This is a genomic window from Pseudorhodoplanes sp., assembly GCF_050250235.1.
Classification (GTDB): Bacteria; Pseudomonadota; Alphaproteobacteria; order Rhizobiales; family Xanthobacteraceae; genus Pseudorhodoplanes.
In genome coordinates this window covers 106,902-131,885 of the sequence record NZ_JBFWPA010000002.1, presented here as the reverse complement: position 1 = coordinate 131,885, position 24,984 = coordinate 106,902, and the positions used below count along the sequence as shown (strand labels likewise).

Annotated in this window: 24 protein-coding genes; 18 read left to right on the top strand and 6 right to left on the bottom strand. The window is 62.3% G+C overall.

What is annotated here, in order from left to right:
- Positions 1-36: 36 nt before the first annotated feature.
- A complete protein-coding gene (locus tag AB7F49_RS01825) occupies positions 37-717 on the bottom strand; it encodes a TetR/AcrR family transcriptional regulator (protein ID WP_428519704.1) in 681 nt (226 codons plus the stop codon).
- A 132-nt stretch (positions 718-849) separates the two neighbouring features.
- On the opposite strand from AB7F49_RS01825, the gene AB7F49_RS01820 reads away from it, so the two are divergent.
- The 7 genes from AB7F49_RS01820 to AB7F49_RS01790 all read left to right on the top strand — a co-directional run bounded on the left by AB7F49_RS01820 (position 850) and on the right by AB7F49_RS01790 (position 8,131).
- A complete protein-coding gene (locus AB7F49_RS01820; RefSeq protein ID WP_428519702.1) occupies positions 850-1,782 on the top strand; it encodes a fumarylacetoacetate hydrolase family protein in 933 nt (310 codons plus the stop codon).
- A gap of 41 nt (positions 1,783-1,823) precedes the next feature.
- Positions 1,824-2,192 carry a YciI family protein gene (locus AB7F49_RS01815; protein ID WP_428519700.1) on the top strand — a complete coding sequence of 123 codons (369 nt, stop codon included), beginning with the start codon at positions 1,824-1,826 and terminating at the stop codon, positions 2,190-2,192.
- A 43-nt stretch (positions 2,193-2,235) separates the two neighbouring features.
- On the top strand, positions 2,236-3,108 hold the full coding sequence (locus tag AB7F49_RS01810) for an NAD(P)-dependent oxidoreductase (RefSeq protein WP_428519698.1): 873 nt from the start codon (positions 2,236-2,238) through the stop codon (positions 3,106-3,108).
- A 13-nt stretch (positions 3,109-3,121) separates the two neighbouring features.
- Positions 3,122-4,012: a VOC family protein gene (locus AB7F49_RS01805; RefSeq protein WP_428519696.1), complete on the top strand. Its 891-nt coding sequence runs from the start codon at positions 3,122-3,124 to the stop codon at positions 4,010-4,012.
- Positions 4,013-4,080: 68 nt separating this feature from the next.
- Positions 4,081-5,340: an amino acid ABC transporter substrate-binding protein gene (locus tag AB7F49_RS01800; protein ID WP_428519694.1), complete on the top strand. Its 1,260-nt coding sequence runs from the start codon at positions 4,081-4,083 to the stop codon at positions 5,338-5,340.
- 93 nt (positions 5,341-5,433) lie between these two features.
- Positions 5,434-7,059: a CocE/NonD family hydrolase gene (locus tag AB7F49_RS01795; RefSeq protein WP_428519692.1), complete on the top strand. Its 1,626-nt coding sequence runs from the start codon at positions 5,434-5,436 to the stop codon at positions 7,057-7,059.
- 88 nt (positions 7,060-7,147) lie between these two features.
- A complete protein-coding gene (locus tag AB7F49_RS01790) occupies positions 7,148-8,131 on the top strand; it encodes an amidohydrolase family protein (protein ID WP_428519690.1) in 984 nt (327 codons plus the stop codon).
- Here the strand turns inward: AB7F49_RS01790 and AB7F49_RS01785 are convergent.
- Positions 8,115-8,654, bottom strand: a complete 540-nt coding sequence (locus AB7F49_RS01785) for a MarR family winged helix-turn-helix transcriptional regulator (protein WP_428519688.1) — start codon at positions 8,652-8,654, stop codon at positions 8,115-8,117. The genes AB7F49_RS01790 and AB7F49_RS01785 overlap by 17 nt on opposite strands.
- Positions 8,655-8,839: 185 nt before the next feature.
- Here AB7F49_RS01785 and AB7F49_RS01780 point away from each other — a divergent pair, with 185 nt between their 5' ends.
- From AB7F49_RS01780 to AB7F49_RS01770, 3 genes are all read left to right on the top strand, one after another.
- Positions 8,840-10,048 (top strand): acyl-CoA dehydrogenase family protein, encoded by a 1,209-nt coding sequence (locus AB7F49_RS01780; protein ID WP_428519686.1) that lies wholly within the window; start codon positions 8,840-8,842, stop codon positions 10,046-10,048.
- Between the two features lie 76 nt (positions 10,049-10,124).
- Positions 10,125-10,580: a type II 3-dehydroquinate dehydratase gene (locus AB7F49_RS01775; protein WP_428519684.1), complete on the top strand. Its 456-nt coding sequence runs from the start codon at positions 10,125-10,127 to the stop codon at positions 10,578-10,580.
- Positions 10,577-11,512 (top strand): 2-hydroxyacid dehydrogenase, encoded by a 936-nt coding sequence (locus AB7F49_RS01770; RefSeq protein ID WP_428519682.1) that lies wholly within the window; start codon positions 10,577-10,579, stop codon positions 11,510-11,512. The genes AB7F49_RS01775 and AB7F49_RS01770 overlap by 4 nt, the downstream gene beginning before the upstream one ends.
- Here AB7F49_RS01770 and AB7F49_RS01765 read toward each other — a convergent pair.
- Positions 11,465-12,427 carry a LysR family transcriptional regulator gene (locus AB7F49_RS01765; protein ID WP_428519680.1) on the bottom strand — a complete coding sequence of 321 codons (963 nt, stop codon included), beginning with the start codon at positions 12,425-12,427 and terminating at the stop codon, positions 11,465-11,467. The genes AB7F49_RS01770 and AB7F49_RS01765 overlap by 48 nt on opposite strands.
- Positions 12,428-12,539: 112 nt before the next feature.
- Between AB7F49_RS01765 and AB7F49_RS01760 the strand changes: the two genes are divergently transcribed.
- The 6 genes from AB7F49_RS01760 (at position 12,540) to AB7F49_RS01735 (ending at position 18,535) form a co-directional block, all read left to right on the top strand.
- The gene (locus tag AB7F49_RS01760) at positions 12,540-13,991 is read left to right on the top strand and encodes a 4-hydroxyphenylacetate 3-hydroxylase family protein (protein ID WP_428519678.1); all 1,452 of its coding nucleotides are present in this window, start codon (positions 12,540-12,542) and stop codon (positions 13,989-13,991) included.
- A 4-nt stretch (positions 13,992-13,995) separates the two neighbouring features.
- On the top strand, positions 13,996-14,415 hold the full coding sequence (locus AB7F49_RS01755) for a RidA family protein (RefSeq protein WP_428519676.1): 420 nt from the start codon (positions 13,996-13,998) through the stop codon (positions 14,413-14,415).
- Positions 14,416-14,629: 214 nt separating this feature from the next.
- Positions 14,630-15,658 carry an ABC transporter substrate-binding protein gene (locus tag AB7F49_RS01750; protein ID WP_428519674.1) on the top strand — a complete coding sequence of 343 codons (1,029 nt, stop codon included), beginning with the start codon at positions 14,630-14,632 and terminating at the stop codon, positions 15,656-15,658.
- 63 nt (positions 15,659-15,721) lie between these two features.
- The gene (locus AB7F49_RS01745) at positions 15,722-16,603 is read left to right on the top strand and encodes an ABC transporter permease (protein WP_428519672.1); all 882 of its coding nucleotides are present in this window, start codon (positions 15,722-15,724) and stop codon (positions 16,601-16,603) included.
- Positions 16,603-17,421 carry an ABC transporter permease gene (locus AB7F49_RS01740; RefSeq protein WP_428519670.1) on the top strand — a complete coding sequence of 273 codons (819 nt, stop codon included), beginning with the start codon at positions 16,603-16,605 and terminating at the stop codon, positions 17,419-17,421. Before AB7F49_RS01745 ends, AB7F49_RS01740 begins: the two co-directional genes overlap by 1 nt.
- Positions 17,402-18,535 carry an ABC transporter ATP-binding protein gene (locus tag AB7F49_RS01735; RefSeq protein WP_428519668.1) on the top strand — a complete coding sequence of 378 codons (1,134 nt, stop codon included), beginning with the start codon at positions 17,402-17,404 and terminating at the stop codon, positions 18,533-18,535. Before AB7F49_RS01740 ends, AB7F49_RS01735 begins: the two co-directional genes overlap by 20 nt.
- A gap of 10 nt (positions 18,536-18,545) precedes the next feature.
- Here the strand turns inward: AB7F49_RS01735 and AB7F49_RS01730 are convergent, their stop codons facing one another.
- The gene (locus tag AB7F49_RS01730) at positions 18,546-19,199 is read right to left on the bottom strand and encodes a DUF1028 domain-containing protein (protein ID WP_428519666.1); all 654 of its coding nucleotides are present in this window, start codon (positions 19,197-19,199) and stop codon (positions 18,546-18,548) included.
- A gap of 39 nt (positions 19,200-19,238) precedes the next feature.
- On the opposite strand from AB7F49_RS01730, the gene argE reads away from it, so the two are divergent.
- Complete coding sequence (argE, locus tag AB7F49_RS01725) at positions 19,239-20,420, top strand: acetylornithine deacetylase (RefSeq protein ID WP_428519664.1); 1,182 nt, start codon at positions 19,239-19,241, stop codon at positions 20,418-20,420.
- Positions 20,417-20,857 carry a GlcG/HbpS family heme-binding protein gene (locus tag AB7F49_RS01720; RefSeq protein ID WP_428519662.1) on the top strand — a complete coding sequence of 147 codons (441 nt, stop codon included), beginning with the start codon at positions 20,417-20,419 and terminating at the stop codon, positions 20,855-20,857. The genes argE and AB7F49_RS01720 overlap by 4 nt, the downstream gene beginning before the upstream one ends.
- Before the next feature lie 113 nt (positions 20,858-20,970).
- Here AB7F49_RS01720 and AB7F49_RS01715 read toward each other — a convergent pair whose 3' ends face one another.
- Together AB7F49_RS01715 and AB7F49_RS01710 are read right to left on the bottom strand one after the other, a co-directional pair.
- Positions 20,971-21,969, bottom strand: coding sequence for a hypothetical protein (locus AB7F49_RS01715; protein ID WP_428519660.1), 999 nt, complete (start codon positions 21,967-21,969; stop codon positions 20,971-20,973).
- A gap of 10 nt (positions 21,970-21,979) precedes the next feature.
- Positions 21,980-24,862, bottom strand: coding sequence for a penicillin-binding protein 1A (locus AB7F49_RS01710; RefSeq protein ID WP_428519658.1), 2,883 nt, complete (start codon positions 24,860-24,862; stop codon positions 21,980-21,982).
- Positions 24,863-24,984 lie beyond the last annotated feature (122 nt).

Here is a 24,984-nt window from a genome sequence, read left to right as displayed (position 1 = left end):
AAAACTGCAAGCGAGGCTTGCGTCACCTGCGGTATCTCAAGGCTTCACGCAGCCACCGAGAAAAACGCGAACCGCGACGCGCACGGTCTCGTCGACCTTTGCCCGCTGCGCGGCACGCGGCATGCTGGTCAGCCAGCCGAGCTGATGCTCGCCGATCAGCATGTCGAGAAACAGTACCGCGAGGCGATACGGATCCTCTTCGATCAGGCGTCCGTCCTTCTGATGCCGCTCGATCCATTGCGCAACGATCGCATAGGCGGAAACCGGACCGCTCCGGAAAAACAGGCGCCCAGCTTCCGGAAAGGTGCGTCCGATCGACACCATCAGGCGATGGAATTCCAGGATCGGAGGCGTCAGCACCATTGCAACGAAGGAATGTCCGATCTTGGTCAGTTGCTCTTCGAGCGTGCCGCCCGCGTCGATGTCGATGGCGAGCGTCACGTCGTCGCATTTCTGACGGACCACCGCTTCGAACAGACCCTGCTTGCCGCCGAACCATACATAGATCGTGGCCTTCGAGCCGCCGGCAACCGCTATTACATCGTCAATGGAGACGTTGTCGTAACCCTTTTTTAGAAAAAGCGGCGCGGCAAGATGCGCGATGCGGTCGCGGCGCGCGTCGGAAGCACTGGCACCCGCATCGGACGATTGCGGCCGCACCGCTTTCCGGCCCGCGTGCTGTTTCGGGCCGGGCACCTTGGCATCCTGAACTGACATGCGGTTTACCAACAATGGAGCTTCAGTCATCCAACGCAAGAAGTTTTCTGTTGCACGTCCAGTGCACTTGACTGTAACGTACGGTACAGTACTAGGCAAGAAGCAAGAAAAATTCGCTGCGGGAGGACGTGCATGCAAGCCGGATATCGGCTGATCAGCTATGTCGGGGATGGCGGAGCGCCGGTTGCGGGCGTGCTGATCGCGGACCGCGTGGTGCCGGCGACACGCATTCTCGGCGACAGGTTCGCAACCGTGCTCGATATCCTTCGCGCATGGGACGAGACCCATCCGCGCCTCGCCAAGGCTGCGGACGACAAGCCGCTGGCCGAGAGCGGCACAAAGCTCGCCTCGGTCAAACTGCTTGCACCGGTGCTCTATCCGGGCGCTCTGTACTGCGCAGGCGCGAATTACTGGGACCATCTCAATGAGATGGCTGCGATCGCGAAGAAGACCACCGGGCGCGACGTGCACCTTGCCAAGCCGGCGGAGCCCTGGTTCTTCCTGAAGACCGCAGCAGGCTCGATCATCGGGGACGGCGCGCCGGCACGGCTGCCGGGCTTCTCCAAACAGGTCGACTGGGAGGCCGAGATCGCAGCGGTGATCGGGAAGCCAACCCGCAACATCTCCGAGGACGACGCGCTCAGCGCGGTCGCGGGCTACACCATTGTCAACGACCTTTCCGCCCGCGATCTGATGAAGCGCGAAGGTTCGATCTTCGTCTATGACTGGATCGGACAGAAGTGCTTCGAGGACGCAGCCCCCATGGGACCATGGCTGACCCCTGCGGCCTATGTGTCCGACCCGAACAATCTCTCCATCAAGCTCTGGGTCAACGGCGTCCTCAAGCAGGATTCCAACACATCCAAGATGGTGCACAACACCGCCGAGCAGATCGCCTATCTCAGCCGTCACATCACACTGCAGCCGGGCGATGTCATTGCGACCGGAACGCCGGCCGGCGTCGGTCTTCCGAAAGGCGAGTTCCTGAAGGCCGGCGACGAGGTGAAGATCGAGATCGCCGAACTCGGCACCCTGACCAACCGGATGGTCGCCGATACCGCGTAAGCCGAGCGTTCAGAAGTCTCGTGCGTTTGTAGGAGTGCGTGATGCCGTCCGCCGTCCAACTGAAAATCGCAGAACTCCTCAAGGGGATGCTGCGGCTCAAACTGTTCGTCATCTTCTCGCAGGGCAAGGGTCTGGATGTGACGCCCTATCTCGCCGATCACCTGCAATACATGATCGAGCTTGAACGTGAGGGAAAGCTGTTCGCGTCGGGCCCCCTCGGCGATCCATCCAAGGCCGATGGCATGACGATCGTGCGGGCCGCAGATGAAGAAGAGGCGCGCCGGATCGCGTTGAAGGATCCGTTTGTCATTCACGGTATCCGCACATTCAAGATCTTGCCCTGGACCGTGATGGAAGGTTCGCTCAGCGTCACGGTCAACTTCTCCGACCAGACCACCAAGATTTCGTAATACCGCACAGACACGGAAGAGCGCCTGAATGGGAAGTGCGCGCATGCAGACGATCGGGTTCGTCGGGGTTGGATTGATCGGCCTGCCGATTTGCGAGCACCTTCTCAAGAAGGGCCACACCGTCATCGGCTACCGGCGCTCGTCGCTCGCCGAGTTCGAGAAGCTCGGCGGCATCAGGGCCAAATCGCCCGCCGATGTCGGCGCACAGAGCGATATCGTGTTCACCTGCCTGCCGACCGACGCAGCGCTGGAGGAGGTGATCAACGGCGTCGACGGGTTGATGAAATCCGCGCGTCCGGGCCAGATCATCGTGGAGTTCGGCTCACATCCGGTCCGGTTCAAGGAGCAGTATGTAAAGCCGCTCGCCGACAAGGGCGCAGTGTTCCTCGACGGCGAGGTCGCGGGCACGCCGGGCATGATCGCGGCCCGCAAGGGCGTGATCTATCTCGGCGGGCCTGCTGATGCAGTAAAAGGAATCGAACCGATTATCGCGGACTTCGCCGACCTTTGCGTCCATCTCGGCGATTTCGGCGCCGCCACCAAGGTCAAGCTGGTCAGCAATTTCCTGGTCGCGCTGCATATCGCCGGCACCGCGCAGGCGATGGCGCTCGCCATGAGGACCGGCGTCGACATCGACCTGCTGATCAAGGCGGTCGCGTCCGGCAGCGGCGGCTCGTCCGCATTCGCGATCCGCGCGCCGTGGATGGCGGAGCGACGGTTCATGCCGCCCCATGGCTCGGCCGCCGGTCTCGCGCGCTATCTCGACAACGCGAAGGAAATGGCCGTTGAAGCAGGACTTGAAACCGAACTGCTCGACAGCCTGATCGACATCTACGCGCGCGCCGTCCCGAAGATTGGCGACCGCGACGTGGCCGCGATTCTCGAACATTTCGAAACAACAACCCGACAAAACTGAAGGAGCGATCTCCATGATCGGCGTGCGGAAAATCTCTCATGCGTGCTACGAAACTCCCGATCTTGAGCACCAGCTTGAATACTACACCGACATTCTCGGCCTCACCCTGATCGGGCGGGAGCGGGACGCCGCCTATCTGGCCAGCACGAACGAGCATCACTCTGTCATCCTGCGCAGCGGATCGCATCCGCGCTGCACCCGCATCGGTTTCCAGATCGGACCGGATGACGATCTCGACGCCTTCGAAAAGCAGACCGCAGCGCACGGCATCCGTACCGAGCGCAAGAAGGATTCCGAGCCCACGATCTCCGACATGGTGTCGTTCGAAGACATCAAGGGCACGGTGATGGAGGTCTTCAGGCAGCCGGAGTTGCAGAAGCAGCCTTTCACGAGCAAGGGCGGCGTGGTCCCGCACAAGCTTGGTCACATCGCCTTCCACGTCACTGACGCACAACGAGCGACGCGCTTCTATTGCGACGTGCTGGGTTTTCGCGTTTCGGACTGGATGGGCGACTTCTTCTCGTTCCTGCGCTGCGGTCCCGACCACCACACCATCAATCTGGTGGAGACCGGGAAGAACAAGCACTTCCACACCGCGTTCGAGCTGCGCGACTGGGCGCACATGCAGACCGCGCTCGATTACATCAGCCGGCATGGATACAAGACGCTGTGGGGCCCGGGCCGTCACGGCATCGGTCACAACCTGTTTTCCTATCACCGGAGCCCGAACGGTCTGATCACCGAATTGTTCGCCGAACTCGATCTGATGAAGGACGAGGCGCTCGGCTATTTCGAGCCGCGCCCATGGCACCGGGACAATCCGCAGCGTCCGAAGACCTGGCCGAAGACTCCGGAGGCGGCCAACCTTTGGGGACCGATGCCGCCCGACGAGATGATGGAATAACCACACTTCAAACGAACCGGACGCAGAAGCCGGGCTGAACTCATCGATACGCAAACAGGGAGGTTTTTATGAGCGTGACATTGCGGACGCTATGGGGGCGTGTCACCGCGTTACTGGCGATTGTCGTCCTTTCCGTCTCCGGCGCTTCAGCACAGGCGCCGAAGGGCGACCCGATCAAGGTCGGATTCAGCATGTCGCTGACCGGCGCAGTGGCGCCGAACGGTCAGCAATTGCTGCGGGCGCTGGAAATCTGGCGCGATGACGTGAACACTGCCGGCGGTCTGCTCGGTCGCCCCGTCGAACTCGTGCATTACGACGACCAGAGCAGCCCGGCAAATGTGCCGGGCATCTACCAGAAGCTCCTCTCGGTGGACAAGGTCGACCTGCTTCTCGGACCCTACAGCACCAACATGGCAGCGCCCGCCATTCCTGTCATCATGCAGGCTGGCAAGACAACCATCACGATGCTGGCGATCGGCGTGAACCGGCATTTCAACTACGATCGCTACTTTTCGATGGTCCCGGTTTCAAGCGAGGGTGTCGCCGCCTTCTCGAAGGGATTCTTCGAACTGGCGTCGGAGCAAAATCCGAAGCCCGTCACTGTTGCCATGGTCGCCGCCGATGCTGAATTCGCCCGCACCGCCGCTGACGGCGCGAAGGAAAACGCCAAGAAGCTCGGATTCAAGATTGTGTATGACCGTAGCTATCCGCCCGGCAACACGGATTTCGCGCCGATCATGCGCGCAGTCCAGGCCGCCAATCCCGACATCGTGTTCGTTGCCGCCTATCCCCCCGATACGGTCGGTATCATCCGGTCCGCCCATGAAATCGGCCTGAAGCCCAAGATGTTCGGCGGCACCATGATCGGCCTGCTGGCGACGCCGCTGAAAGTTCAGCTCGGACCGCTCACCAACAACCTGGTGATCATGGAAAGTTTCACTCCGATCTTCAAGTTTCCAGGGCTGCAGGACGTGCTGGCGAAATACCGCGAGAAGGCAAAAGGCCAGAAGATTGATCCGTTCGGATACGGCTTCGTTCCGTTCGGATATGCGGCCGGCCAGATTCTGGCGAAGGCCGTGACGGAAACCAAAAGCCTCGACCACGACAAGATTGCGAAATACATCCACGCCAACACCTTCGACACCGTCGCAGGCCAGCTGAAATTCGGAAAGGACGGCGAATGGGCGGAGCCGCGGACCGTGTTTTCGCAGTTTCAGGATGTGCAGCCCAATGACGTCGCACAATTCCGTGATGGATCGAAGCAGCCGGTTCTCTGGCCGGACAAGTACAAGAACGGAAAGATGATCTATCCCTACGCCAAGGACTAACCGCATCCTTTACCAGCCGATCGACAGGGCAGGCGGCGTGAGATCATGCACGCCGCCTGCAACAGGTCGCCCAGATCGCCAAGTGCAGCTCTTATGGAATCCCTGCAGCCGAGCTTTGTCGCCACAATTCGTGCCAATGACGGCGTTGCGCTCGCCGCTGCGGTGTATCTGCCGGAAGGCACCGGGCAATTTCCGACACTGTTTGCAGCCTCGCCATACAGGTTCGACAACAACATCGCACCTGCGACCCCGATCTTCCTGTGGCGGGAGACCGGGCCGATCGACTATTACCTGAAGCATGGTTACGCCTTCGTCCATCTGGACGTGCGCGGCACCGGCCGCTCCGGCGGAGAATACCGCTACATGTGCGAGGCCGAGCAGCGCGATCTTCATGATGTCATCGTCTGGATCACGCAACAGAGCTGGTCGAACGGCAAGGTCGGCGGCATCGGTCAGTCCTACTACGCCCGCATGCAGTGGTTCATGGGCATCCAGAACCCGCCCGGTCTCGCCTGCATCGCGCCCTATGACGGCAATATCGATACCTATCGCTCCTCGGCCTATACCGGCGGCATACCGGGTGCGTTTCCGTCGATCTGGTACAATTCGACGACACGGAACGTGAATCAGTATCCGGCCAGCGGCCCTTCGCGGTTCATCGAGTGGGACTATGTCGGCGCGGTCAAGCGCCACAACACCTATGATGAGTTCTGGAAGCAGCGCGCCGCAGCGGAAAAAATCGACAAGATCAAGGTGCCGGTGTTCTCGATCGGAGTCTGGACCAAAGTCGACCTGCATCTCAACGGCAACATCGTTGGTTTCCAGCGGACGCAATCGCCGAAAAAGCTGCTGGTCTTCGGTTCGTCTTCGCTGTTCGCTGCGGTCGCCGACTTTTCGAGCATCGCCTTTCACGAGACCTATCTGCGTCCGTTTTACGATTGCTATCTCAAGGGCGAGAAGACGTCCTATCCGGACGAGCCGGATGTCCGCTATTTCGTGCCGGGCGCCGAAGAGTTCCGCTCGGCGCAAACATGGCCGCCGCAGAACATTTCGTATCGCACCTATTATCTCGGCGCGGGCCCGACCGGTTCGGTGCTGTCGCTGAACGACGGCAGTCTCGGCGCGGACGAGACCGATGGGTCAACGGGCTACGACTATCCCAACCCGCAATGGCGCGCCGGCGTGGTCGGGTTCGACAAGAACGGACGTCCGGATCCGGTGCGCAACGTACTGACTTTCACCTCCGCACCAATCGAGAAAGATGTCGAGATCGCCGGTCCGATCCAGCTCAATCTCCATGCGTCGTCGAGCAATCGCGATACCGATTTCATCGTCAAGCTGTCCGAGCAATTTCCGCCGGACGGCGCCGCGTCGGATGGCGCCCAGCCGCGATCGCGTGTGGTGACCAAGGGCTGGCTGCGGGCTTCTCACCGGGCGATAGACACGGACAAATCGCTGCCCTGCGCGCCGTGGTACCACCATGTCGCGCCCGAGCCGATCGAGCCGGGCAAGGTCTATGTCTTTGAAATTGCGGTCATGCCGACCGCGTACCGCTTCAAGAAAGGCAGCCGGATCCGGCTCGAAATAGCGAACGGCGATTCACAGCTCACCGAATTCGTGTTCCAGCACGACTATACGCCCGACAAGGTCGGCCGCGACACCATTCATCACAGCGCCGAGCATCCCTCGCATATCCTCCTGCCGGTGGTGCAGTACTGAAGCGCAGCCGGACAAATTATTTGCACCTGAAAATAAATTGCCATAGGACATCCTTCAAGCATTGAAACCGAACGGCCGGGAGGACGGGATGAAGGGCAAGATCGCGCTCGAAGAGCATTTTGCAATAGACGACACGCTGCAGGACTCGAACGGCTTCCTGCCGGACGCGATATGGACGGAGTTGAGTGCGCGCCTGCTCGACATCCACGGCAAGCGGCTGCAGCAGATGGACGAGTTTGGCATCGAGATGATGCTGCTGTCGCTCAACGCGCCGGCGATCCAGGCGATCCCGGATGTCAAGAAAGCCAACGAACTCGCGAAAAAGGCGAACGACTTCCTCGCCGAACAGGTTGCCAAGCGCCCCGACCGATTCCAGGGCCTCGCCGCGCTCCCGATGCAGGACCCGGATCTGGCCGCGCGCGAATTGCAGCGCTGCGTGAAGGAACTGGGCTTCGTCGGCTCTTTGGTGAACGGCTTCTCGCAGGCCGGCGACCCGACCGTGCCGATCTATTACGACCTCAAGCAATACTGGCCGTTCTGGGCGGAGAACGAGAAGCTCGGCGTGCCGTTCTACCTGCATCCGCGCAACCCGCTGCCGCAGGATTCGCGCATTTATGACGGCCACCCGTGGCTGCTCGGCCCGACCTGGGCGTTCGGTCAGGAGACCGCGGTGCATGCGCTGCGGCTGATGGCGTCCGGCCTGTTCGACACCCATCCGAACCTGAAGATCGTGCTCGGCCATATGGGCGAGGGACTGCCCTATTCGATGTGGCGCGTCGACAACCGCAACGGCTGGACTCTGCATTTGCCGCACAAATATCCGGCCAAGAAAAAGCTCGGAGACTATTTCCGTACCAATTTCTGGCTGACCACCTCCGGCAACTTCCGCACCCAGACGCTGATCGACGCGATCCTTGAGATCGGCGCGGACCACATTCTCTTCTCGACCGACTGGCCGTTCGAGAATATCGATCACGCCGCGATCTGGTTCGACGCGGCATCGATCAGCGAGAACGACCGGATCAAAATCGGTCGGACCAACTGCGTCGACCTTTTCAAACTGAAGATCTGACCCGGCGCTTGGCCCGCGTCCTGCGGGCCGTTCTTGCTGCCTTTGCCGGCCGCGTTTTCGCGGCCGGCCGCCGCGCAGCCGCATTGTCGATGGTTTCGAGATTGCTGTAGACGCGCTTCAGCAGATCCTTGAGCATCGCGACCTGGCGCGCGCTCATGCCCTCCATCGCGACGTCCTCGTAATGCAGCGCGTGCGGGACGATCTTCTCGGTCAGGGCGACACCGCGCGCGGTCAGTGTCAGGCTGAGAGCGCGGCCGTCGAGTCCGGACCGCTGGCGCATGACCAGGTTCCTGCGCTGCATCGTAACGACCAGCCGCGACAGCGTGGACATGTCGATGGAGGTCCGCTCCGACAACTCACCCAGTCGGTGTTCGCCGTTGTGCCAGAGCTCAACCAGGACGCGCCACATCGGCAGCGTGACGTCGAACGGCTCGATATCGCGCGAGAACATCAATCCGACGCGCAAACCGGCGCGGTTCAGGAGATAGGGCAGGAACTCCTGCAGGATCAGCTTTCGTGGCATTTCTTCCGGAACGGCTGCGGCGATTTGTACCCTCGATAGGCGCGAAAGTCCGCGTATTCAAGGTTTTTTACGCGACATACGCCCCACCCCCCGCAATACAATACTTGCAAATGCAAGTTTCGGCTTGCCGTTGGCACATGTCGGGCGTAATATCCAAAAAAAGCAATGTGCAATGGGAGGTAGACGTGGCGCTCGCTGCAGCAACGGCCCCGACTGAGACCACCCCGGACGTTCCCGATCTGCTCGCGCGCGCGGGCCGGATCGGCGCAATCGCGCGCGAGCGCGCGACCGAGTTCGAGAAGGCACGACAAGTTTCGGCCGATCTCGTGGAGCAGATGCGCGAGCAGCAGCTTTTCCGCATCATGCAGCCGAAGCGGTTCGGTGGCTTTGAACTCGGCTACGACGTCTTCGTGGAAGCGGTCTGCGCGGTGGCGAGCGGCGATGGATCGACCGGCTGGGTCTACAGCCTCGGCGCCGTGCACCCCTGGATGATCGGCTGCTATCCCGACGAGGCGCAGCACGATTTCTGGCGCGACAGTCTCGATGCGGTCGCGGCCGTCTCCTATGCGCCCGCCGGCAAGGCGACGGCCGAGCGCGGCGGATACAGGCTCAGCGGGCGCTGGAGCTTCGCGAGCGGAGTCGACAACGCGACTTGGGGGATCGTCGGCGGAATTATACCGCTGGCGGACGGACCGAAGCCGGGCTTTTTCCTGGTTCCGAAGTCGGACTACACCATCCACGACGACTGGAACACGATGGGTCTCGCCGCCACCGGCAGCAAGACCATCGTGGTCGACAACGCATTCGTTCCGGCACATCGGCTGGTCACCTTCGCGGAAATGCTGACCGGCCAGGGGCCCGGCATCGCGGTTAATCTGAACCCGATCTATCGACAGCCGATGCTCGCCGTCGTGCCGCATTGCCTGGTATCGCCCGCACTCGGCATGGCGCGCGGGGCGCTGAAAGCCTTCATCGAGCAGGTTGGCAACCGCACCACGCGCGGCGCGGTCGCCGGCGGCAACAATCGCATGTCCGAATTCGCCACGGTGCAGCTTCGCGTCGCTGAGGCGACCGCTTCCATCGATGCCGCTCAACTGATGATCCACCGCGATCTGCGAGAAACCAGCGATGCGGTCCATGCCGGTAGGGCCGTGGACCTCGACATGCGCCTGCGCAACCGGCTGACCCACACCTTCGCGACCAGGCTCTGCGTGCAGGCTGTGGACGCGGTGTTCGTAGCAATGGGCGGGTCCGCGCTCGGCATGCAGCATCCGGTGCAGCGGTTCTGGCGCGACATCCACGCCGCGAGTTCGCATATCAGCCTGAACTGGGATGCGGTGGGTGCCATGTATGGTCAGCACGTATTCGGCCTCGAACCGAAAGGACAGTATTGATTTTGAGCTTTGACGCGGCCCCTGGTCTGAGTATCGTGATCGCCGTTCTCCCCGCGATCGCAGCAGAGCCCATGGTGTGACACAGCCACGCATTCTCTTTCTCAACGGCCCCAATGCCAACCTTTACGGGCTGGATGCCAAAGGCACCTACGGCACTGAAAGCTTTCCGCAGATCGAGGCGCGCTGCCGCATGCATGCGAACAACCTCGGCGCCTCGCTCGATTTCCGCCAGTCCAACCATGAGGGAGAACTGATCGACTGGATTCAGGCCGCGCGGCAGGAGACCGACGGGCTGATCATCAACGGTGCCGGATTGACCTACACCTCAATCGCCATCCTCGACGCGCTGCTGGCCTATGAGAAGCCGATCATCGAGGTGCATATGAGCAATATCTACAAACGCGAGCCGTTCCGGCACCATTCCTTCATCTCGAAAGCGGCGACCGGCATTGTCGCCGGGCTCGGGCCGCTCGGCTACGAGATGGCGATCAGCGCAATGGTGAAGCTGATCGAAAAGGCGGCGAAAGCATGAGCCGCGATGCGCTGATCTTCTATAGTGAATTCGATGATCCGGAGGCCTGGAAGAAGACGCTGACCGCCGAACTTCCGGATATCGACTTCCACACCGATCCTGACGCCGTCGACCCTGCGATTGTGCATTACGCTTTGACCTGGAAGCCGCCTGCCGGCTTCTTTGGGCGCTTTCCCAATCTGAAGCTGGTCACCAATCTTGGCGCCGGAGTCGACTCGCTGGTCGGCCGCGACGATTTGCCGGACGTTCCGATCTCGCGGCTGTCCGACACCGGGATGGTGTCGCTGATGTCCTCCTACGTCCTGTTCTCGGTCATCCGATACGCGCGCGACATCCACATCTTCGAGCGCGCCCAGCGTCGCGGCGAGTGGAAATATATTCATCCGCGCGCACTGTCCGACATCCGCGTCGGCGTGCTGGGACTTGGCGAACTCGGAGGACCTGCAGCGCAGGCGCTGGTGCGAACGGGTTTCGACGTTCGCGGCTGGAGTCGCAGCCTGAAGGACATCCCGGGCGTTCGCTGCTCGGCTGGAAGCGACACGCTCGACGACTTCCTGCGCGACATCGAAATCCTTGTGATCCTTCTGCCTCTGACGCCGGAGACCCGCGGCCTGCTGGACGCGCGGCGCCTGGCGCTGCTGCCGGCCGGCGCCAAGCTCATCAACGCCTCGCGCGGCGCCGTCGTCGACGAGCCGGCCCTGATTGATGCACTGCAATCCGGAACCATCGAGGAAGCAACGCTCGACGTGTTCACGGTCGAGCCGCTGCCGAGGAATCACGCTTTTTGGAGCATGAAGAACGTGCTGATCACGCCGCACCTTGCCAGCATAACCGTGCCGGAAGCGGCTGCACGGGAGGTCGCCGAAAGCATCCGGCGTGTGCGGTCAGGCCTTCCGCCGCTTCACGGAATCGACCCCCGGCGGGGTTATTGACCCCGGCGCAAAGATCCCGCGCGGCGAAAAGGCCTCGCGCATATAGGTCTGGAACGCCTGCACCGCCGGGCGCGGCGGGTAATGCTTCAGCCGCAGCGTCATAATCCGGGTCGGCAGCAGCGTCTCATCCAATGCGAGCACTGCGATACTGTTGCCGTCATAGGCGATGGTCGTCGCGGGAATGGCATTCTGGATCGCGAAGCCGTGCCCATGCGCGACGAGCCCGCGGATCAGTTCTTGCGAGCGCGACTTGAATACGATGCGTGGCTCGATACCGGCGGACCGGAAGAGTCCGAAGAAATAGTCGCGTGAATGCGGCAGGTCGAGCAGGATGAAGGGCTCGTCGGCAAGGGCGTGCAGGCTCACCGCCTTGCGGCTCGCGAGCGGATGGTTGGCGGCAACGATTGCGTAGGGCGGCAGGTCGATCAGCGGCTCGGCCTCGATCTCGTCCGGCACAGCGAGGCTGTAGGCAAGCGCTAGCTCGGTCCGCCCGGCCAGCATTGCCGAAATCATCTCCTCCTGATCGCCTTCGCGCAGCGCGACGGTGATACCGGGAAACTTCTGCGTGAAGCCAGCCAGCAGGCCCGGCATGAACCGGATCGCCAGCGTGAGGAAGCAGCCGACCGTAATTTCGCCTTTCAGGGCATCACCCAGTTCGACCGCGTTCTGCGCAAAATCCTGCGCGTGCTTCAGGAGAAGGCGCGCCTCATTGACCACCCGCTCGCCGACCGGGGTCAGCGTCACCCCGCGGGCATGAAGCCGGATGAACAGCGGCACCCCAATTTCCGCCTCCAATTCGGCAATCGCGCTGGAAATCGAGGGCTGCGACACATTGAGGCGCTTCGCCGCAAGCGTGACATGGCCGGTATCGGCGGCAGCCACCACATAACGCAACTGGCGCAGGGACAGTTTCAATAGACTATTGCCTGCATCCGAAAATCCGATCAAGATCGTTAGAATAAAGTATTTTACCGATTTAGCTGCAACGCGCAATCTTTGCTTCAGATCAAGGCGCGGAGACGAAGCAATGATCCGGACAGGCGAGCAATACCGGGAAGGCCTTCGGGACGGCCGTGAAATCTGGATCGACGGCGAACGGGTCAAGGACCCGACCAAGCACGCCGCGTTGATGCCGATCATCGATATCCGCGCCCGCATGTACGACATGCAGCATGAGGACGAACATGCCGGGGCGCTGACCTATGTCGAAGACAACAACCGCCATTCGGTCTTCAACCGGCTTCCGCGCGAGCAGAAGGACTGGCACGACAAGTGGGCCGCCTGCGACACGGTGATGAACGACATCAAGGGCGTGGTTACCCGGGTCGGCGACGAAACTGTCGGCGAGATGTGGTCGCTCTATGACGGACGCGACGTGCTCAACGAGATCGACCCCCGCTTCGGCGACAACATCGCCAATCACATCCAGGCGGTGATCGAGAACGACCCGTTCCATGTCTCCGCCAACACCGATCCCAAGGGCGACCGATCCAAGCCCCCGCAGGAGCAGGATCCCGACATGATGGTGCATGTCGTGAAAGAGACTGACGCCGGCATCGTTGTCCGCGGCGCAAAATACGAAACCGCGTCGGGGTATGCCGACCAGGCCTTTCTGAAGCCGACGGTGGGCGCCTGGACCAACGAGCAGCTCTCCGACTACGCGGTCGGCGGCATCGTGCGGATGGGCGCGAAGGGTGTGAAGCACATCGCGCGTTCGGGTTTTGCCGGGCGCGCCAGCGCCGCGGATTATCCGCTCGCCAACAAGTTCGACGAGGTCGACTTTCTGATGGTTCTGGACGATGTCCTGATTCCCTGGGAGGACGTGTTCTTCTATCGACACACCAAGGCGGCGCAATATATCCGCGGAACGCTGCACCGATATTCCGCCTTCCCCTACACCCTGCGCGTTCTCTATTTCGCCGACATGATGATCGGGGCCGCGATGTGGAACGCGAGGCAGACCGGTCTCGACAAGATGCAGGCGGTGCGCGAGAAGCTGGCCGACCTCGTCTGCTATCGCGAGGGCATCAACGCGCATCTCACCGCTTCGATCGCGGCGGCGCAGACAAGCCCGGGCGACCTCCTGATGCCGAACCAGCCTATGCTCTATGCTGGCCGGGTTTTTGCGTGCTCAAACCTGCCGCAGATGATGCATATCGCGCGCGAATTGTGCGGCGGACAGATCTGCGTCACGCCCAACGAGGCTGCTTTCAGGGCGCAGGGCTCCGGAAGCTGGCTGGAAAAATTCTACTCGCTGAACGACAACTGGCAGGCCGAGGATCGCCGCAAGCTCTTGGCCTTCGCCCGGGACCTGCTGAACTCGGACTATGCCGGCCACCGGCTCACTTTCATCCAGTTCGCGCAGGCGCCGCACTTCAATCATCTCGCGGCGGTGTACAACTCGTTCGACTTTGACGGCCCGCTCGACTTCGTGAAGCGCGCTGCCGACCTCTCCGATCGCGTCGATGGAAAGAAATGACGAAATGACGTCCCATACCCGTGTCCGCAAGTTCAACACCCGCGACGCCTATCCCGAACAAAAGCTCGACAATGACCTGTGCATGGCAGTGCGCGCCGGCAATACGGTCTATCTTCGCGGCCAGACCGCGATGAGCCTGGAAGGCCAGGTCGTCGGCATCGGCGATGCTGCCGCGCAGACCGAGAACGCCATGAAATGCGTGAAGATCCTGCTCGAAGAAGCGGGTGCGAAGCTCGAAGACATCGTCAAGGTCACGATCTACATTACCGACCGCGCTTACAGGGAGCCGGTCTATCAGGTGATCGGAAAATGGCTGAAGGGTGTCTACCCGGTCTCGACCGGACTCATCGTCGAAGGCCTCGCCAAACCCGAATATCTGATGGAGATCGACGTTATCGCTGAAATTCCTGCGGAACCTGCTTAGGTCTGAGGTCTATCAAACCGCCGCGCGCGTGTCGGGCGCGTCGACGGCGGAACTCGAAACGACAACGTCCGTGCCCTATGATTGAGATCAGGGCGACACGGGTGAGGAAACTTGGACGGGCAAGGGATGGCAGGTGACTGCCGTCCTCGACTTGCGTCTCCCGATGGCGCGCAACTTGCTTGCTCTCGGGTCGATCAACAGAGGGAGTATGAGCATGAAACGAATATTTTTCGCATCTGCCGCAATCGCGGTCGCGCTCTGGGCGCTGCCGGTCCATGCCGCCGAAAAGCTTGTCGTCTCGACGTGGGGCGGAAGCTGGAAGGATCTGCTGGAAAAGACGGTCGCCAAGAAATTCAAGGAGCAGACCGGCGCTGATGTCGAGTTCATCACGGGCGGCACCATCGACCGGCTGAACAAGGCGAAGCTCGCCAAGGGCAACCCCGAGAGCGACATCACCTTCACAACGTCGCATGTCGGCTGGCTTTATGCCAATGACGGGCTGTACGAACAGCTCGACATGAGCAAAATTCCGAACGCAAAATCTCTGGTCGATCAGGCCAAGATCAGCCCCTACCACATCGGCTCATGGGCGTATGTCTACACCATCGGCTATCGCCCCGACATGGTGCCGGCCGGCATGACGTTCACATCCTGGAACGATCTCTGGAATCCGGCGCTGAAAGGCAAGATTTCGGCGCCTGACTTCGACGCGAGCCACCTCGTCGTCGTGTCGGCGAAGCTCATGGGCGGCGACGCCGCAAGCTGGGAAAAGGGCAGCGACAAGCTGAAGGCGCTGAAGCCGAACTTCAAGGCCTATTACGCCAACGACGCGGCCTCGCAGCAACTCCTGCAGAACGGCGAAGCGCCGGTCCAGGTCATGCTGTCGATGAACGCCTATCACATCGCGAGTCAGGGGGTGCCGGTGAAGGTGGCGATGCCGAAGGAAGGCGCCGTTCTCGGCATCGATACCATCGGCATCATGAAGGGCACGAAAAACGCGGACCTAGCCTACAAGTTCGTGAACATCATGCTGGACCCGGCCGTTCAGACCGAAGTCGCGACCCTGAAAAAGGGTAGCCCCGTCGTCACCAACGCAAAGCTTGCCGACGACGTCGCGAAGCTGCCCGGTGTATTCACGACACCGGAACAGTGGAACAAGGAAGCGCTCATCATCGACCACAAGCTCCGCGCCGAGAAGACCGGCGAATGGCGCAAGTGGTTCACCGAGAACGTCATCAATTGATGGCAGCAGCCGGGCTCGCTGACACGGCGGGCCCGGCTCTGGTGCGGGGCCGGGCGAACTCCCTTGAATCAGACAGGACCAGCGGCAGGGGCGGCTCAGCCCCGGCCCTTTCTGAAGCTGTTCACGGCTCCGGCCGTGATCACGGCGGCGATCTTCGCCGTGTCGATGTTCGCTATCCTGCAATACAGCGTCCGCGCGCATATTCCGGGCTCGCTCGATGTCGGCGGTTTGACCCTTGCGAATTTCGCCGGGATGCTGCGCCCCCTGTATGCGTGGGTGTTCATCGACACGGTGTGGCTATGCCTGCTCACTGCGGTCCTGAGCCTGATTTTCGGCTATCCGCTCGCCTATGCGCTGGTCCGCTCGAAGAGCCTGTTCGTCAAATCCTTCATCCTGATCGTCACCGTCACTCCGCTGTTCCTCGGCGAGGTGGTGCGCACCTATTCCTGGATCGTGGTGCTCGGCAATAACGGGTTCATCAACTCGGTGCTGCGGCAGACCGGCATCATCGAACAGCCGATCCAGCTCCTTTTCACGGTTACAGGCGTGACCATCGCGCTTGTCCATGTCTCGCTGCCGGTCGTGGTGGTGATGCTCGCGGCGGCCATCGCGCATATCGATCCCGATTACGAGAAGGCGGCGGAAAGCCTCGGCGCCGGTCCGGTGCGGGTGTTTCTGACCGTGACGCTGCCGCTTTCCGGTCCCGGAATCGTCGCCGGTCTGACCACCGCCTTCGCCTGGACCTTCAGCGCCTTCGCCACACCGCAACTGGTTGGCGGCGGCAAGGTGAACATGGTGTCGAACCTCGTCTATACGCTCGGTTTCGCCAATTTCAATTTCCCGTTTGCGGCGGCCCTCTGCGTTGCGGGGCTCGCGCTCACCTATGTCGCGATCGCCGTGATGCGCCTCACCTTGCGCCCGCTCGAGAAAGTGGGGGTCCATTGATGGCGCGGCCGGTGTCACACCGCATGCTCGGCTTTGCCGGCAAGGTGCTTGTAGTGGCGGTCCTGGGCTTCATCATCCTGCCGGCCTTCGTGGTCACGGTCGCGTCGTTCAACGAAAAGGCGATTCTGTCGTTTCCGCCGCAGGAACTCTCGCTGCGCTGGTTTCACAACGCGATCAGCTATCGCGACTTTCGGCTGGGATTCGAGAACGGCATGATCGTGATGCTCGCCACATCGGTCATTGCCCTTGTGGTCGGTTCCGCATTCGCGTTCGTTATCGACCGCTACCGGTTTCGTGGCAGGGGCGTGATCGAGGGACTGCTGCTGGCACCGCTGGTCGTGCCGCATTTCACGGTTGGACTCGGAATGCTGATATTTGCCGCCCAGATCGGCATGACGCGTACGTTCACCGTGGTCATTGTCTGCCAAGTGATTCTGGTCCTGCCGTTCGTGCTTCGCAGCGTGTATATCTCGCTGCGCAATCTCGATCCGCGGCTTGAACTCGCCGCGGCGAGCCTCGGCGCGAAGCCATGGCGCGTGCTGCTGACGGTGACGCTGCCGCTGCTGACGCCGGGCCTGGTCAGCGGCTGGCTGTTTGCGGCGATCCTGTCCTTCAACGAATTCACCGCCGCGCTGTTCGTGACGGCGCAGCGCACGCAAACCCTGCCGGTGGCGATGTATAACTACGTCCGCGAATATGCCGATCCCACCATGGCGGCGCTGTCGGTCATTTTCATCGTTGTGACGGCGACACTGCTCGCTCTCGCCAATGCGTTTCTCGGTCTCGGAAAGGTGCTGAATGTCGAGCAGGCCCGGTGATACGCAGGGGACACCGGCTGCAGCGCCAGGGGCGGAGATCGCGGTCCGCCTCGACGGCGTGACCAAGCGTTTCGGTCCGGCCATTGCGCTCGACCGCGCCTGGCTGAAAATCGCGCGCGGCGAATTCATGACATTGCTCGGCCCCTCGGGCTGCGGCAAGACCACGCTGCTCAATCTCGTGGCCGGATTTCTTGCGCCGGACGAAGGCGAGATTTTCATCGACGGCGCGGTGGTAACTGACGTTCCCGCCTTCGCGCGGCAGACCGGCATCGTGTTCCAGAATTACGCGCTGTTCCCGCACATGTCGGTCACCAATAATGTGGCCTATGGCCTGAAGGCGCGCGGGGTTGGCAAGGATGAGATCAGGAGGCGCGTCGCCGAAATCCTGGCGATGATGAAGCTGACCGGATTCGAGGATCGGAAGCCCCGGCAATTGTCCGGCGGACAGCAGCAGCGCGTCGCGTTGGCGCGTGCGCTTGTGATCGAGCCCAAGGTGCTGCTGCTCGACGAGCCGTTCTCCGCGCTGGACAAGAATCTGCGTGGGTCCATGCAGGTCGAGGTGAAGGAAATTCAGCGCCGGCTCGGCGTAACCACGATTTTCGTCACCCACGACCAGAGCGAGGCGCTGTCGCTGTCAGACCGCATCGCGGTGATGTCGTCCGGTCGGATCTGCCAGATCGACACGCCGGAGGCGCTCTACCGCCGTCCGGCCGATCGCTTCGTGGCTTCGTTCATCGGTGACGGATCGCTGTTGCGCGCCACGCTCGACCAGACGCACGCAGATGGTGCCATCGTCTCCATCGGACCCACGAAAATCGGCGTGCCGGCCGGGCCACTGGCGGGTACGGCAGCCGGATCGTCGGTTGACCTGTTCGTAAGGCCGCAGCATCTACACCTCGCGGCTGGAGCGGATACGGCTTTCGTGGGCAAGGTCGCTGCGACCATCTATCAGGGCGACCATGTCGATCTTTATGTCGATGCTCCGGACGCCGCCAGCGGGCGCCTGATGATGCGGCTTGCAGCACGCGATGCGAGCCGCATTCCGGACGTCGGATTGGCGGTCGCAATTGGGATCAGCAGCGACGATGCGGTCGCATTTCCGGCTGAGGCGTAGGATGGTCGCGCTAGAAACCCGGCGCGGTGCCGGGCGCCCGTGCCCGCGATTCATAGGCCGCGCGCTGCGGCGAATAGATATCCCAGATATTGCGCAATTCACCTATTGGGTCATCGTGCCAATCGACCCGCAGATCGACCACCGGCCAGTCATGGGTATCGGCAACGTGGAGTCCGGCGGCGCGCTCGTCCCCGGTCTCGCCGCCGGCGTCGAGGCCGGCTTCCAGCGCGCGCATCAGGCGTTCGGCCAGTGGTTCGCCCGCAGCGGCGGCATAGCCGGCGACCATGCGAGCAGGGACGGCGGGCGACGCCAGCAGATTGCCGAGCGCAATGCAGGATGGTCCTTCCGCGACCGCGGCAATCGGCAGCGCGCCAGAGCCCGAATGGATCGCGATCTGTCCGTAACGATCGATGACGCCGACTTGCCGGTATTCTGCCTGTGGCGTCCCCTCAAGCAGAAGACGCATGATGGCTCCCGCGCCGAGACCCTGCCGCAGGAGATTCAGGCCGGCCGGACCGAGCGCCGGATCGGTGATGTTCTGCGTCGACACGCAGCCGAGCGGCCCCACCCAGGCGCAGCGGCTTGCGACGCAGATCGAAGAGGAGGTGATGGCTATGCCGAAGGCTCCGGTCCTGTCGCAGCGAGCCGCGATCGAATAGGTCATGATGTGTCACCTTCCCAACAGGGTCAGTGATAGCACGCGATGACCACGCCTCAAACCACGCTGTCGATTCTGCACTCGCTGATCGGCTTTGCGAGCGTGAGCAGCGAATCCAATCTCGATATCGTACAGTGGATCGAGGACTATCTGTCGCAGCATGGCGTGACCTCGCGCCGCATCCCAGACCGGACCGGGCGCAAGGCTTCGATCCTCGCGACCATCGGACCCGCCGGCCGCGCGGGCGTGGTGCTGTCCGCACATACCGATGTGGTGCCGGTGGCAGGTCAGGACTGGTCGAGTCCGCCATTCACCGCCACCCAGAACGGCGACCGCGTTATCGGGCGCGGCACCACCGACATGAAGGGATTCATCGCCTCGGTGCTGGCGCATGTCCCGCTTTTCGTGGCCTCCGCCGCTGCGGCGCCGATCCATATCGCACTGTCCTATGACGAGGAGGTGGGTTGTCTCGGCGCGCCTGATCTGGTGGCGGAAGTTGCGAAGGCAGACGTCAAGCCGGCGCTCTGCATTGTCGGCGAGCCGACCGGACATGCGGTCGGCTACGCACACAAAGGCAAGGTCGCGCGCAGGGTGATCGTCACCGGCCGCGGCGGCCATTCGGCATTGCCGCATCGGGCCGCCAACGCGGTGCTTGCGGCGGCGCGGATCGCCGCGGGACTGGAAGATCTTGCGCAGCGCATGGCGCGTGACAGCGCGCGCGATGCGGCGTTCGACCCACCCTACACCACGATCCATGTCGGCTCCCTGCATGGCGGAACTGCGCTCAATTTCGTGCCGGATCGCGCCACGCTGGAATTCGAGATTCGCCATACACCGGGCACGGATGTCGAAGCGCTCCTCGGCGAGATCGGCGCCTGCATCGCCGGTGCGCGCGAGCGGCTGAAGGCACAGGCCCCGGAAGCCGGCATCTTGGTCGAGGATCTGGCGTCCTACCCCGCGTTGGTGACGGCATCGACCGATCCCGCAATTGCCACTGCGCAACGCCTCGCCGGCGGCACAGAGCCGGCAAGGACCGTCAGCTTCGGCACCGAGGCGGGCATCTATTCAGCGGCCGGGATCCCGACCGTGGTCTGCGGGCCCGGCGATATCGTCCGCGCGCACAAGGCCGACGAATGGATCGGCATCGACGAACTCGCCAGAACCGACCGGATGATGCAGCGGCTGGCGGCCCAGCTCGGCCGGCCAGCGGAGGAATGGATCAGATGACACAACAAGAAAAGAATACAACGCGACCTTTCCTCAAGCTCACCCACCACGGCGCGATGATCGCGCTGCAGGCGGCCGTTGCGAAGGCCGAGGAGCTGGGCGTGCCGCAGAACATCACGATCGTGGACGACGGCGGCAACATGCTCGCGTATATCCGCATGGACGGCGCCAAGCTGCTTTCGGCCGAGACCTCCAAGAGCAAGGCGATCACGGCGGCCTCGCACCGGCAGCCGACTTCGCGGCTCGATCCTGCGCTGGAGGTGAAACTGGCCGTCGCGGCGGGCGGGCGGCTGACCAATCTCGAAGGCGGCTTGCCGATCGTTATTGACGGCGTCTGCATCGGCGCGGTCGGGGTCGGATCCGGCACTGGCGCGCAGGATGTCGAGGTCGCCCGCGCGGCCCTCAAAGGTCTCGGAGCGGAGGATCAGGTGCCCTGACGGAGTCCCGTCGAGGCGCGGATTTTTCCGCAGCCTTGAACCAGCGAGGCGATATCAAGCCTCCCAGCACATCCGGAAATGGATTGCGAATGCCGTGACGGCGCTGGCGCAGCTCATTTTTCCTGCTCGATGATGGCAGCAATCGCCTTGATGCGGCCGCGAGCGAATTGCGGCAGCCCGGCGCTGATGGACTGGCCGTTGTTGAAGGAGCTTCGCCCCATCAGGAGCTGCGACGGCACGAGGTTGCGCAGGATCGGCGCCTTAAGAAAATCGCGCTGCTTGGTCAGAATATCGCTGCGGATCGCGAGCGCGAGATAGAGGGTCGCCACCGATGCATTCGGGTCCGCGGGATGGGGCTGGATCACTGCCAGTATCTTGCCGGAATGGATCACCTGATTGACCCAGAAAATGCTCTGCTCGAACGCACCGGCGACCGGCGTGTCGATCCCGGTCAGGGTCGTGACGTCTGAGAATTGCGGGTCGTCCCGCGAACGCAACCGGACCTCGCTCTGGAACTCGATGAAGTCGGGAATCGGCCTTTTGGCTTCGTCGCGCAGCTTGTTGACCAGGAGAATGCCGGCCGGGATTCTCCCTTCGAACTTGTAGCGGGACTGGAAGCAGCCGGCCGCATCCTCGCACCAGTCGCGCCCCGGCGGCTTGCGATGGGCAAGCGACGACTGCTTGTTCGGAACCGCGTCGGCTCCGGCGAGCGCCTGGTGCTTGATCGCCGGATCGAGCTTTTCGAGAAACCCGATGCTCGCGTAGCGGGACAGATCGATGGCCTGCGCCGGCTTCGACATGACGAACCGTGCTTCCGCCACATACATGGACAGCTTGACGCCGGCAGGTTCCTTGAATTCCGGAGACAGCGACAGAAATCGCTTCTGCAGCGGCTGCTTGCTTGCCCAGTCGTCGAACGCGATCAGTTCGTTCGCCGCATCTGTCGGATTGTCCGATCGCTGCTCAGCGAAGACGATGATTCGCGGCTTCAGCTTGTCGACCGGAACGGTGGCGAGCGAAGTCACCGGTTCGAGCTTGAACTCATCGGCGGCGAACGCCGAGCCCGTTCCGAGAGCGAACGCCGCCAGCAGGACGGCAATCGGGATTCTCATGAAATGCCGCTCAGAATGGTCTGCGCCCAAAGAAATAGTCCGGATCGATGCGGCGCGGTGCGCGCCGGTAATAGCTGTCTTCGTCGGGGAATTCGGGCGACCGCGGATAGACGCGCGGATTGTAGTAATAACCGGAATAACCCGATTGAGGCGGATAGTAATCACGCATCCCGTAGCGGCTGTCATAGGGCCAGGACTGCACGCGCCTCCCATCCTCATTGTAGCCATCGCCGCGATCATACTGGTAGCCACCGTCGCGCGAGACGATCCGGTATCGCGTATCGGTGATTCCGCCAACCGGGTCACGCCGCAAATACTCGACGCTGCCGCCGCTCCTCTGGCCCGAATACTGATCCATTCCACCCGTATAGGGATCGATCTGCACGGCCACGAGCTGGCGCAGCGCATCCTGAGACGGACCGCTCAGCGCGACCTTCGGCGCATGAACACGCCATGCGGCTTGCAGAATGGGTTCGAACATCGGCAGCGCAACCCGCCCGCCGGTCTGGCCGCGGCCAAGCGTGCGACGCCCTTCCGCATTGTCGTAGCCGACCCATATGGCGACCGTGACATCGTTGGTGAAGCCGACAAACCATGCATCGAGCTCGTTGTCGGTCGTGCCGGTCTTGCCCGCGGCATAGGTTGCAAGGTGTTTCGCCGAACGCGCCGTGCCGCGCGCCAGCACGCCCTGAAGGATCGATTTGAGCTGGAAAAAGGCGGCGCGGTCGACCGAGCCGATCCAGTTCGCCGCATTATTGTCGGCCTTGAATATCTGACGTCCGCCCTGTTCGATCGTATCGATGACATGGGGAACCGGTCGCGCACCCTCGTTCGCGATCGCCGCGTAGAAGGCGGCGAGATCGATCAGCCGCAACGGCTGCGCGCCGAGTATGAACGGGTAGAAGCGGTTGCATTCCTTGTAGAGCTGCGCCTCGACCGCAAGTTCGCAGACTCGATCGAGTCCCTGCTCGGCGGTGTTCTCAATGCCGTTCGCCATCAACTGGGCGGTCGCCAGATTGCGGGAGTCTTCGAGCGCGCGGCGCAGTGTAACCGCGCCGCCGGAGCCGCCACCGGCATTCCTGGGCGCCCAATAATCCTTGGCGCGGGCTCGGCCCGTCTGTCCGATCGGCGGGAGCACAATCGGCGAATCCATGACGAGGGTGTTGGGCTGCAGGCCGTTGCGGAGCGCCGCGAGGTAAGTCACGGGCTTGAGGGTCGAACCGGGCTGGCGCACACTCTGGACGGCACGATTGAGCTGGCTTTCCGGATAGGAAAAGCCGCCGGTCATCGCCAAAATGCGGCCCGTCCTGTTTTCGAGCACCAGCGCAGCCCCCTGTACGGACGGGCGTATGCGCAACTCCGCGCGCGCGGCACGCTTGCCCGCGGCTTCGCGGACGTGGACATGGACCACATCATTGACCTGCAGGCTTCTGCGGATCGACGCATTCCATGGGTTGAGCGGCACGATCCGGCCGTCGGAGAGGCCGACATTCAGGACGTCACCACGCTTTCCGCGTCCGTTCTCCAGAACGACCGCGGCCTCCCAATGCACGTCGTACAGAGGCAGGCGGACCGCCTTGAGCGCCGCGAGCCAGGCTGGCGCGTCACCCCTGCGCTCGTCAGTCATGGTCTTGAGCGCATCGGAAATATTCGCCTCGGCGCCCTGGAACTTGTAGCGGCCGGTATTGAGCTCGTAGCGCGCCAGCCCCTCCTGCAAGACCGCCTCGGTCGCCCGCTGGAGCTCCGGGTTGATCGTAGAACGCACCACATAGGATGACGTGTTGAGCGCGCCAACGCCCGGAATGGATCGCGCCTCTCGCGCAACGTGATCGATGAAGTGGTACCCGGTGTCCGGCCGCAGTCGTTGATAGGGCACGATATGCGGCAATTGAGCCTTCGCTTCGGACGCATTGATCATCCCGTCGTCCTGCATCCTCCCGAGCACATAAGCGAGACGGTCGCGTGCGCGACCGGCATTGCGGTCGGGGCTGAAATAGCTCGGCCCCTTGGCTAGTCCGGCAATGAACGCGGCCTCAACAGGCGTCAGCGCGCCGACCGATTTATCGAAATAGCCGCGCGCCGCCATCTCCACGCCCCAGGCACCGCGGCCGAGATAGATCGAATTCAGATAGAGTTCTAGAATCTCCGTCTTGCTGAGCGTGCGTTCGATCTGCGAAGCGACGATGATCTCGCGCAGCTTTCGCTCATAGGTGACGTCATTGCCGACCAGCACCGTCTTGGCCAGTTGCTGGGTGATGGTCGAGCCGCCCTGCGGCCGGCCGGGTTGCGCGAGATTGCCGACAAACGCACGGACCAGACCACGCTCGTCGACGCCCTGATGCTGCATGAACCGCTTGTCCTCTGCGGCAATGAAGGCATTGCGGACCGTTTCGGGAATCTCGGAAAACGATACCCAGACCCGGCGGTTTTCCGCCGTGAAGACTTCAGCAAAGCGCTCGCCCTTGCCATCGAGAATAAGGCTCATGCCGGGCAGTTGCATGCCCTTCAGGCGTCCGACATCGGGCAGGTCCCTGAGCGCGTCGTTGTAGAAAGCGATGACCTGCGACAAGTCGACGGGTGAGCCTTCAACCGCTTCGCCCTTGCAGAATTGCCGATAGACCATGTGAAGATCGGAAAACGAAAGCCCCTTGAGAGCCTTGATCTCGTCGCCGAGCGCGTCCTTGTCGTCCATCGCAGTCGCGATCAGATCGTCGAGGTTGATCTGCTCGATGTCGAAGGACTTCCGCATGTGCAGACAGCCCGCACGCAGCAGTTGCTCCACCTCGGCGGTGTCCTTGCCGGGATCGAATTCAGCCTTGATGGCGTCCGGCCGGGTCGTGGCCTGGCTGAAAGCGAGCGCCGTAGCCAGAACCTTGACGAGTATGATGTTCATCTATCGCCGCGTACCCGAATGCCGCCCCGGCTTCGTGCATGCATGATTCTACCTGAAGGCGGGGAAAATAAGGAGACCCTGAGGGCCGATAGCATACTTTTGATGGGTTTTTGATCGCTCCG

What these genes read in the sequence shown, in the direction of transcription:
- AB7F49_RS01825 (WP_428519704.1), bottom strand. Translation starts at nt 717, where the DNA reads ATGTCAGTTCAGGATGCCAAGGTGCCCGGCCCGAAACAGCACGCGGGC.
- AB7F49_RS01820 (WP_428519702.1), top strand. Translation starts at nt 850, where the DNA reads ATGCAAGCCGGATATCGGCTGATCAGCTATGTCGGGGATGGCGGAGCG.
- AB7F49_RS01815 (WP_428519700.1), top strand. Translation starts at nt 1,824, where the DNA reads ATGCCGTCCGCCGTCCAACTGAAAATCGCAGAACTCCTCAAGGGGATG.
- AB7F49_RS01810 (WP_428519698.1), top strand. Translation starts at nt 2,236, where the DNA reads ATGCAGACGATCGGGTTCGTCGGGGTTGGATTGATCGGCCTGCCGATT.
- AB7F49_RS01805 (WP_428519696.1), top strand. Translation starts at nt 3,122, where the DNA reads ATGATCGGCGTGCGGAAAATCTCTCATGCGTGCTACGAAACTCCCGAT.
- AB7F49_RS01800 (WP_428519694.1), top strand. Translation starts at nt 4,081, where the DNA reads ATGAGCGTGACATTGCGGACGCTATGGGGGCGTGTCACCGCGTTACTG.
- AB7F49_RS01795 (WP_428519692.1), top strand. Translation starts at nt 5,434, where the DNA reads ATGGAATCCCTGCAGCCGAGCTTTGTCGCCACAATTCGTGCCAATGAC.
- AB7F49_RS01790 (WP_428519690.1), top strand. Translation starts at nt 7,148, where the DNA reads ATGAAGGGCAAGATCGCGCTCGAAGAGCATTTTGCAATAGACGACACG.
- AB7F49_RS01785 (WP_428519688.1), bottom strand. Translation starts at nt 8,654, where the DNA reads ATGCCACGAAAGCTGATCCTGCAGGAGTTCCTGCCCTATCTCCTGAAC.
- AB7F49_RS01770 (WP_428519682.1), top strand. Translation starts at nt 10,577, where the DNA reads ATGAGCCGCGATGCGCTGATCTTCTATAGTGAATTCGATGATCCGGAG.
- AB7F49_RS01760 (WP_428519678.1), top strand. Translation starts at nt 12,540, where the DNA reads ATGATCCGGACAGGCGAGCAATACCGGGAAGGCCTTCGGGACGGCCGT.
- AB7F49_RS01755 (WP_428519676.1), top strand. Translation starts at nt 13,996, where the DNA reads ATGACGTCCCATACCCGTGTCCGCAAGTTCAACACCCGCGACGCCTAT.
- AB7F49_RS01750 (WP_428519674.1), top strand. Translation starts at nt 14,630, where the DNA reads ATGAAACGAATATTTTTCGCATCTGCCGCAATCGCGGTCGCGCTCTGG.
- AB7F49_RS01740 (WP_428519670.1), top strand. Translation starts at nt 16,603, where the DNA reads ATGGCGCGGCCGGTGTCACACCGCATGCTCGGCTTTGCCGGCAAGGTG.
- AB7F49_RS01735 (WP_428519668.1), top strand. Translation starts at nt 17,402, where the DNA reads ATGTCGAGCAGGCCCGGTGATACGCAGGGGACACCGGCTGCAGCGCCA.
- AB7F49_RS01730 (WP_428519666.1), bottom strand. Translation starts at nt 19,199, where the DNA reads ATGACCTATTCGATCGCGGCTCGCTGCGACAGGACCGGAGCCTTCGGC.
- argE (WP_428519664.1), top strand. Translation starts at nt 19,239, where the DNA reads ATGACCACGCCTCAAACCACGCTGTCGATTCTGCACTCGCTGATCGGC.
- AB7F49_RS01720 (WP_428519662.1), top strand. Translation starts at nt 20,417, where the DNA reads ATGACACAACAAGAAAAGAATACAACGCGACCTTTCCTCAAGCTCACC.
- AB7F49_RS01715 (WP_428519660.1), bottom strand. Translation starts at nt 21,969, where the DNA reads ATGAGAATCCCGATTGCCGTCCTGCTGGCGGCGTTCGCTCTCGGAACG.
- AB7F49_RS01710 (WP_428519658.1), bottom strand. Translation starts at nt 24,862, where the DNA reads ATGAACATCATACTCGTCAAGGTTCTGGCTACGGCGCTCGCTTTCAGC.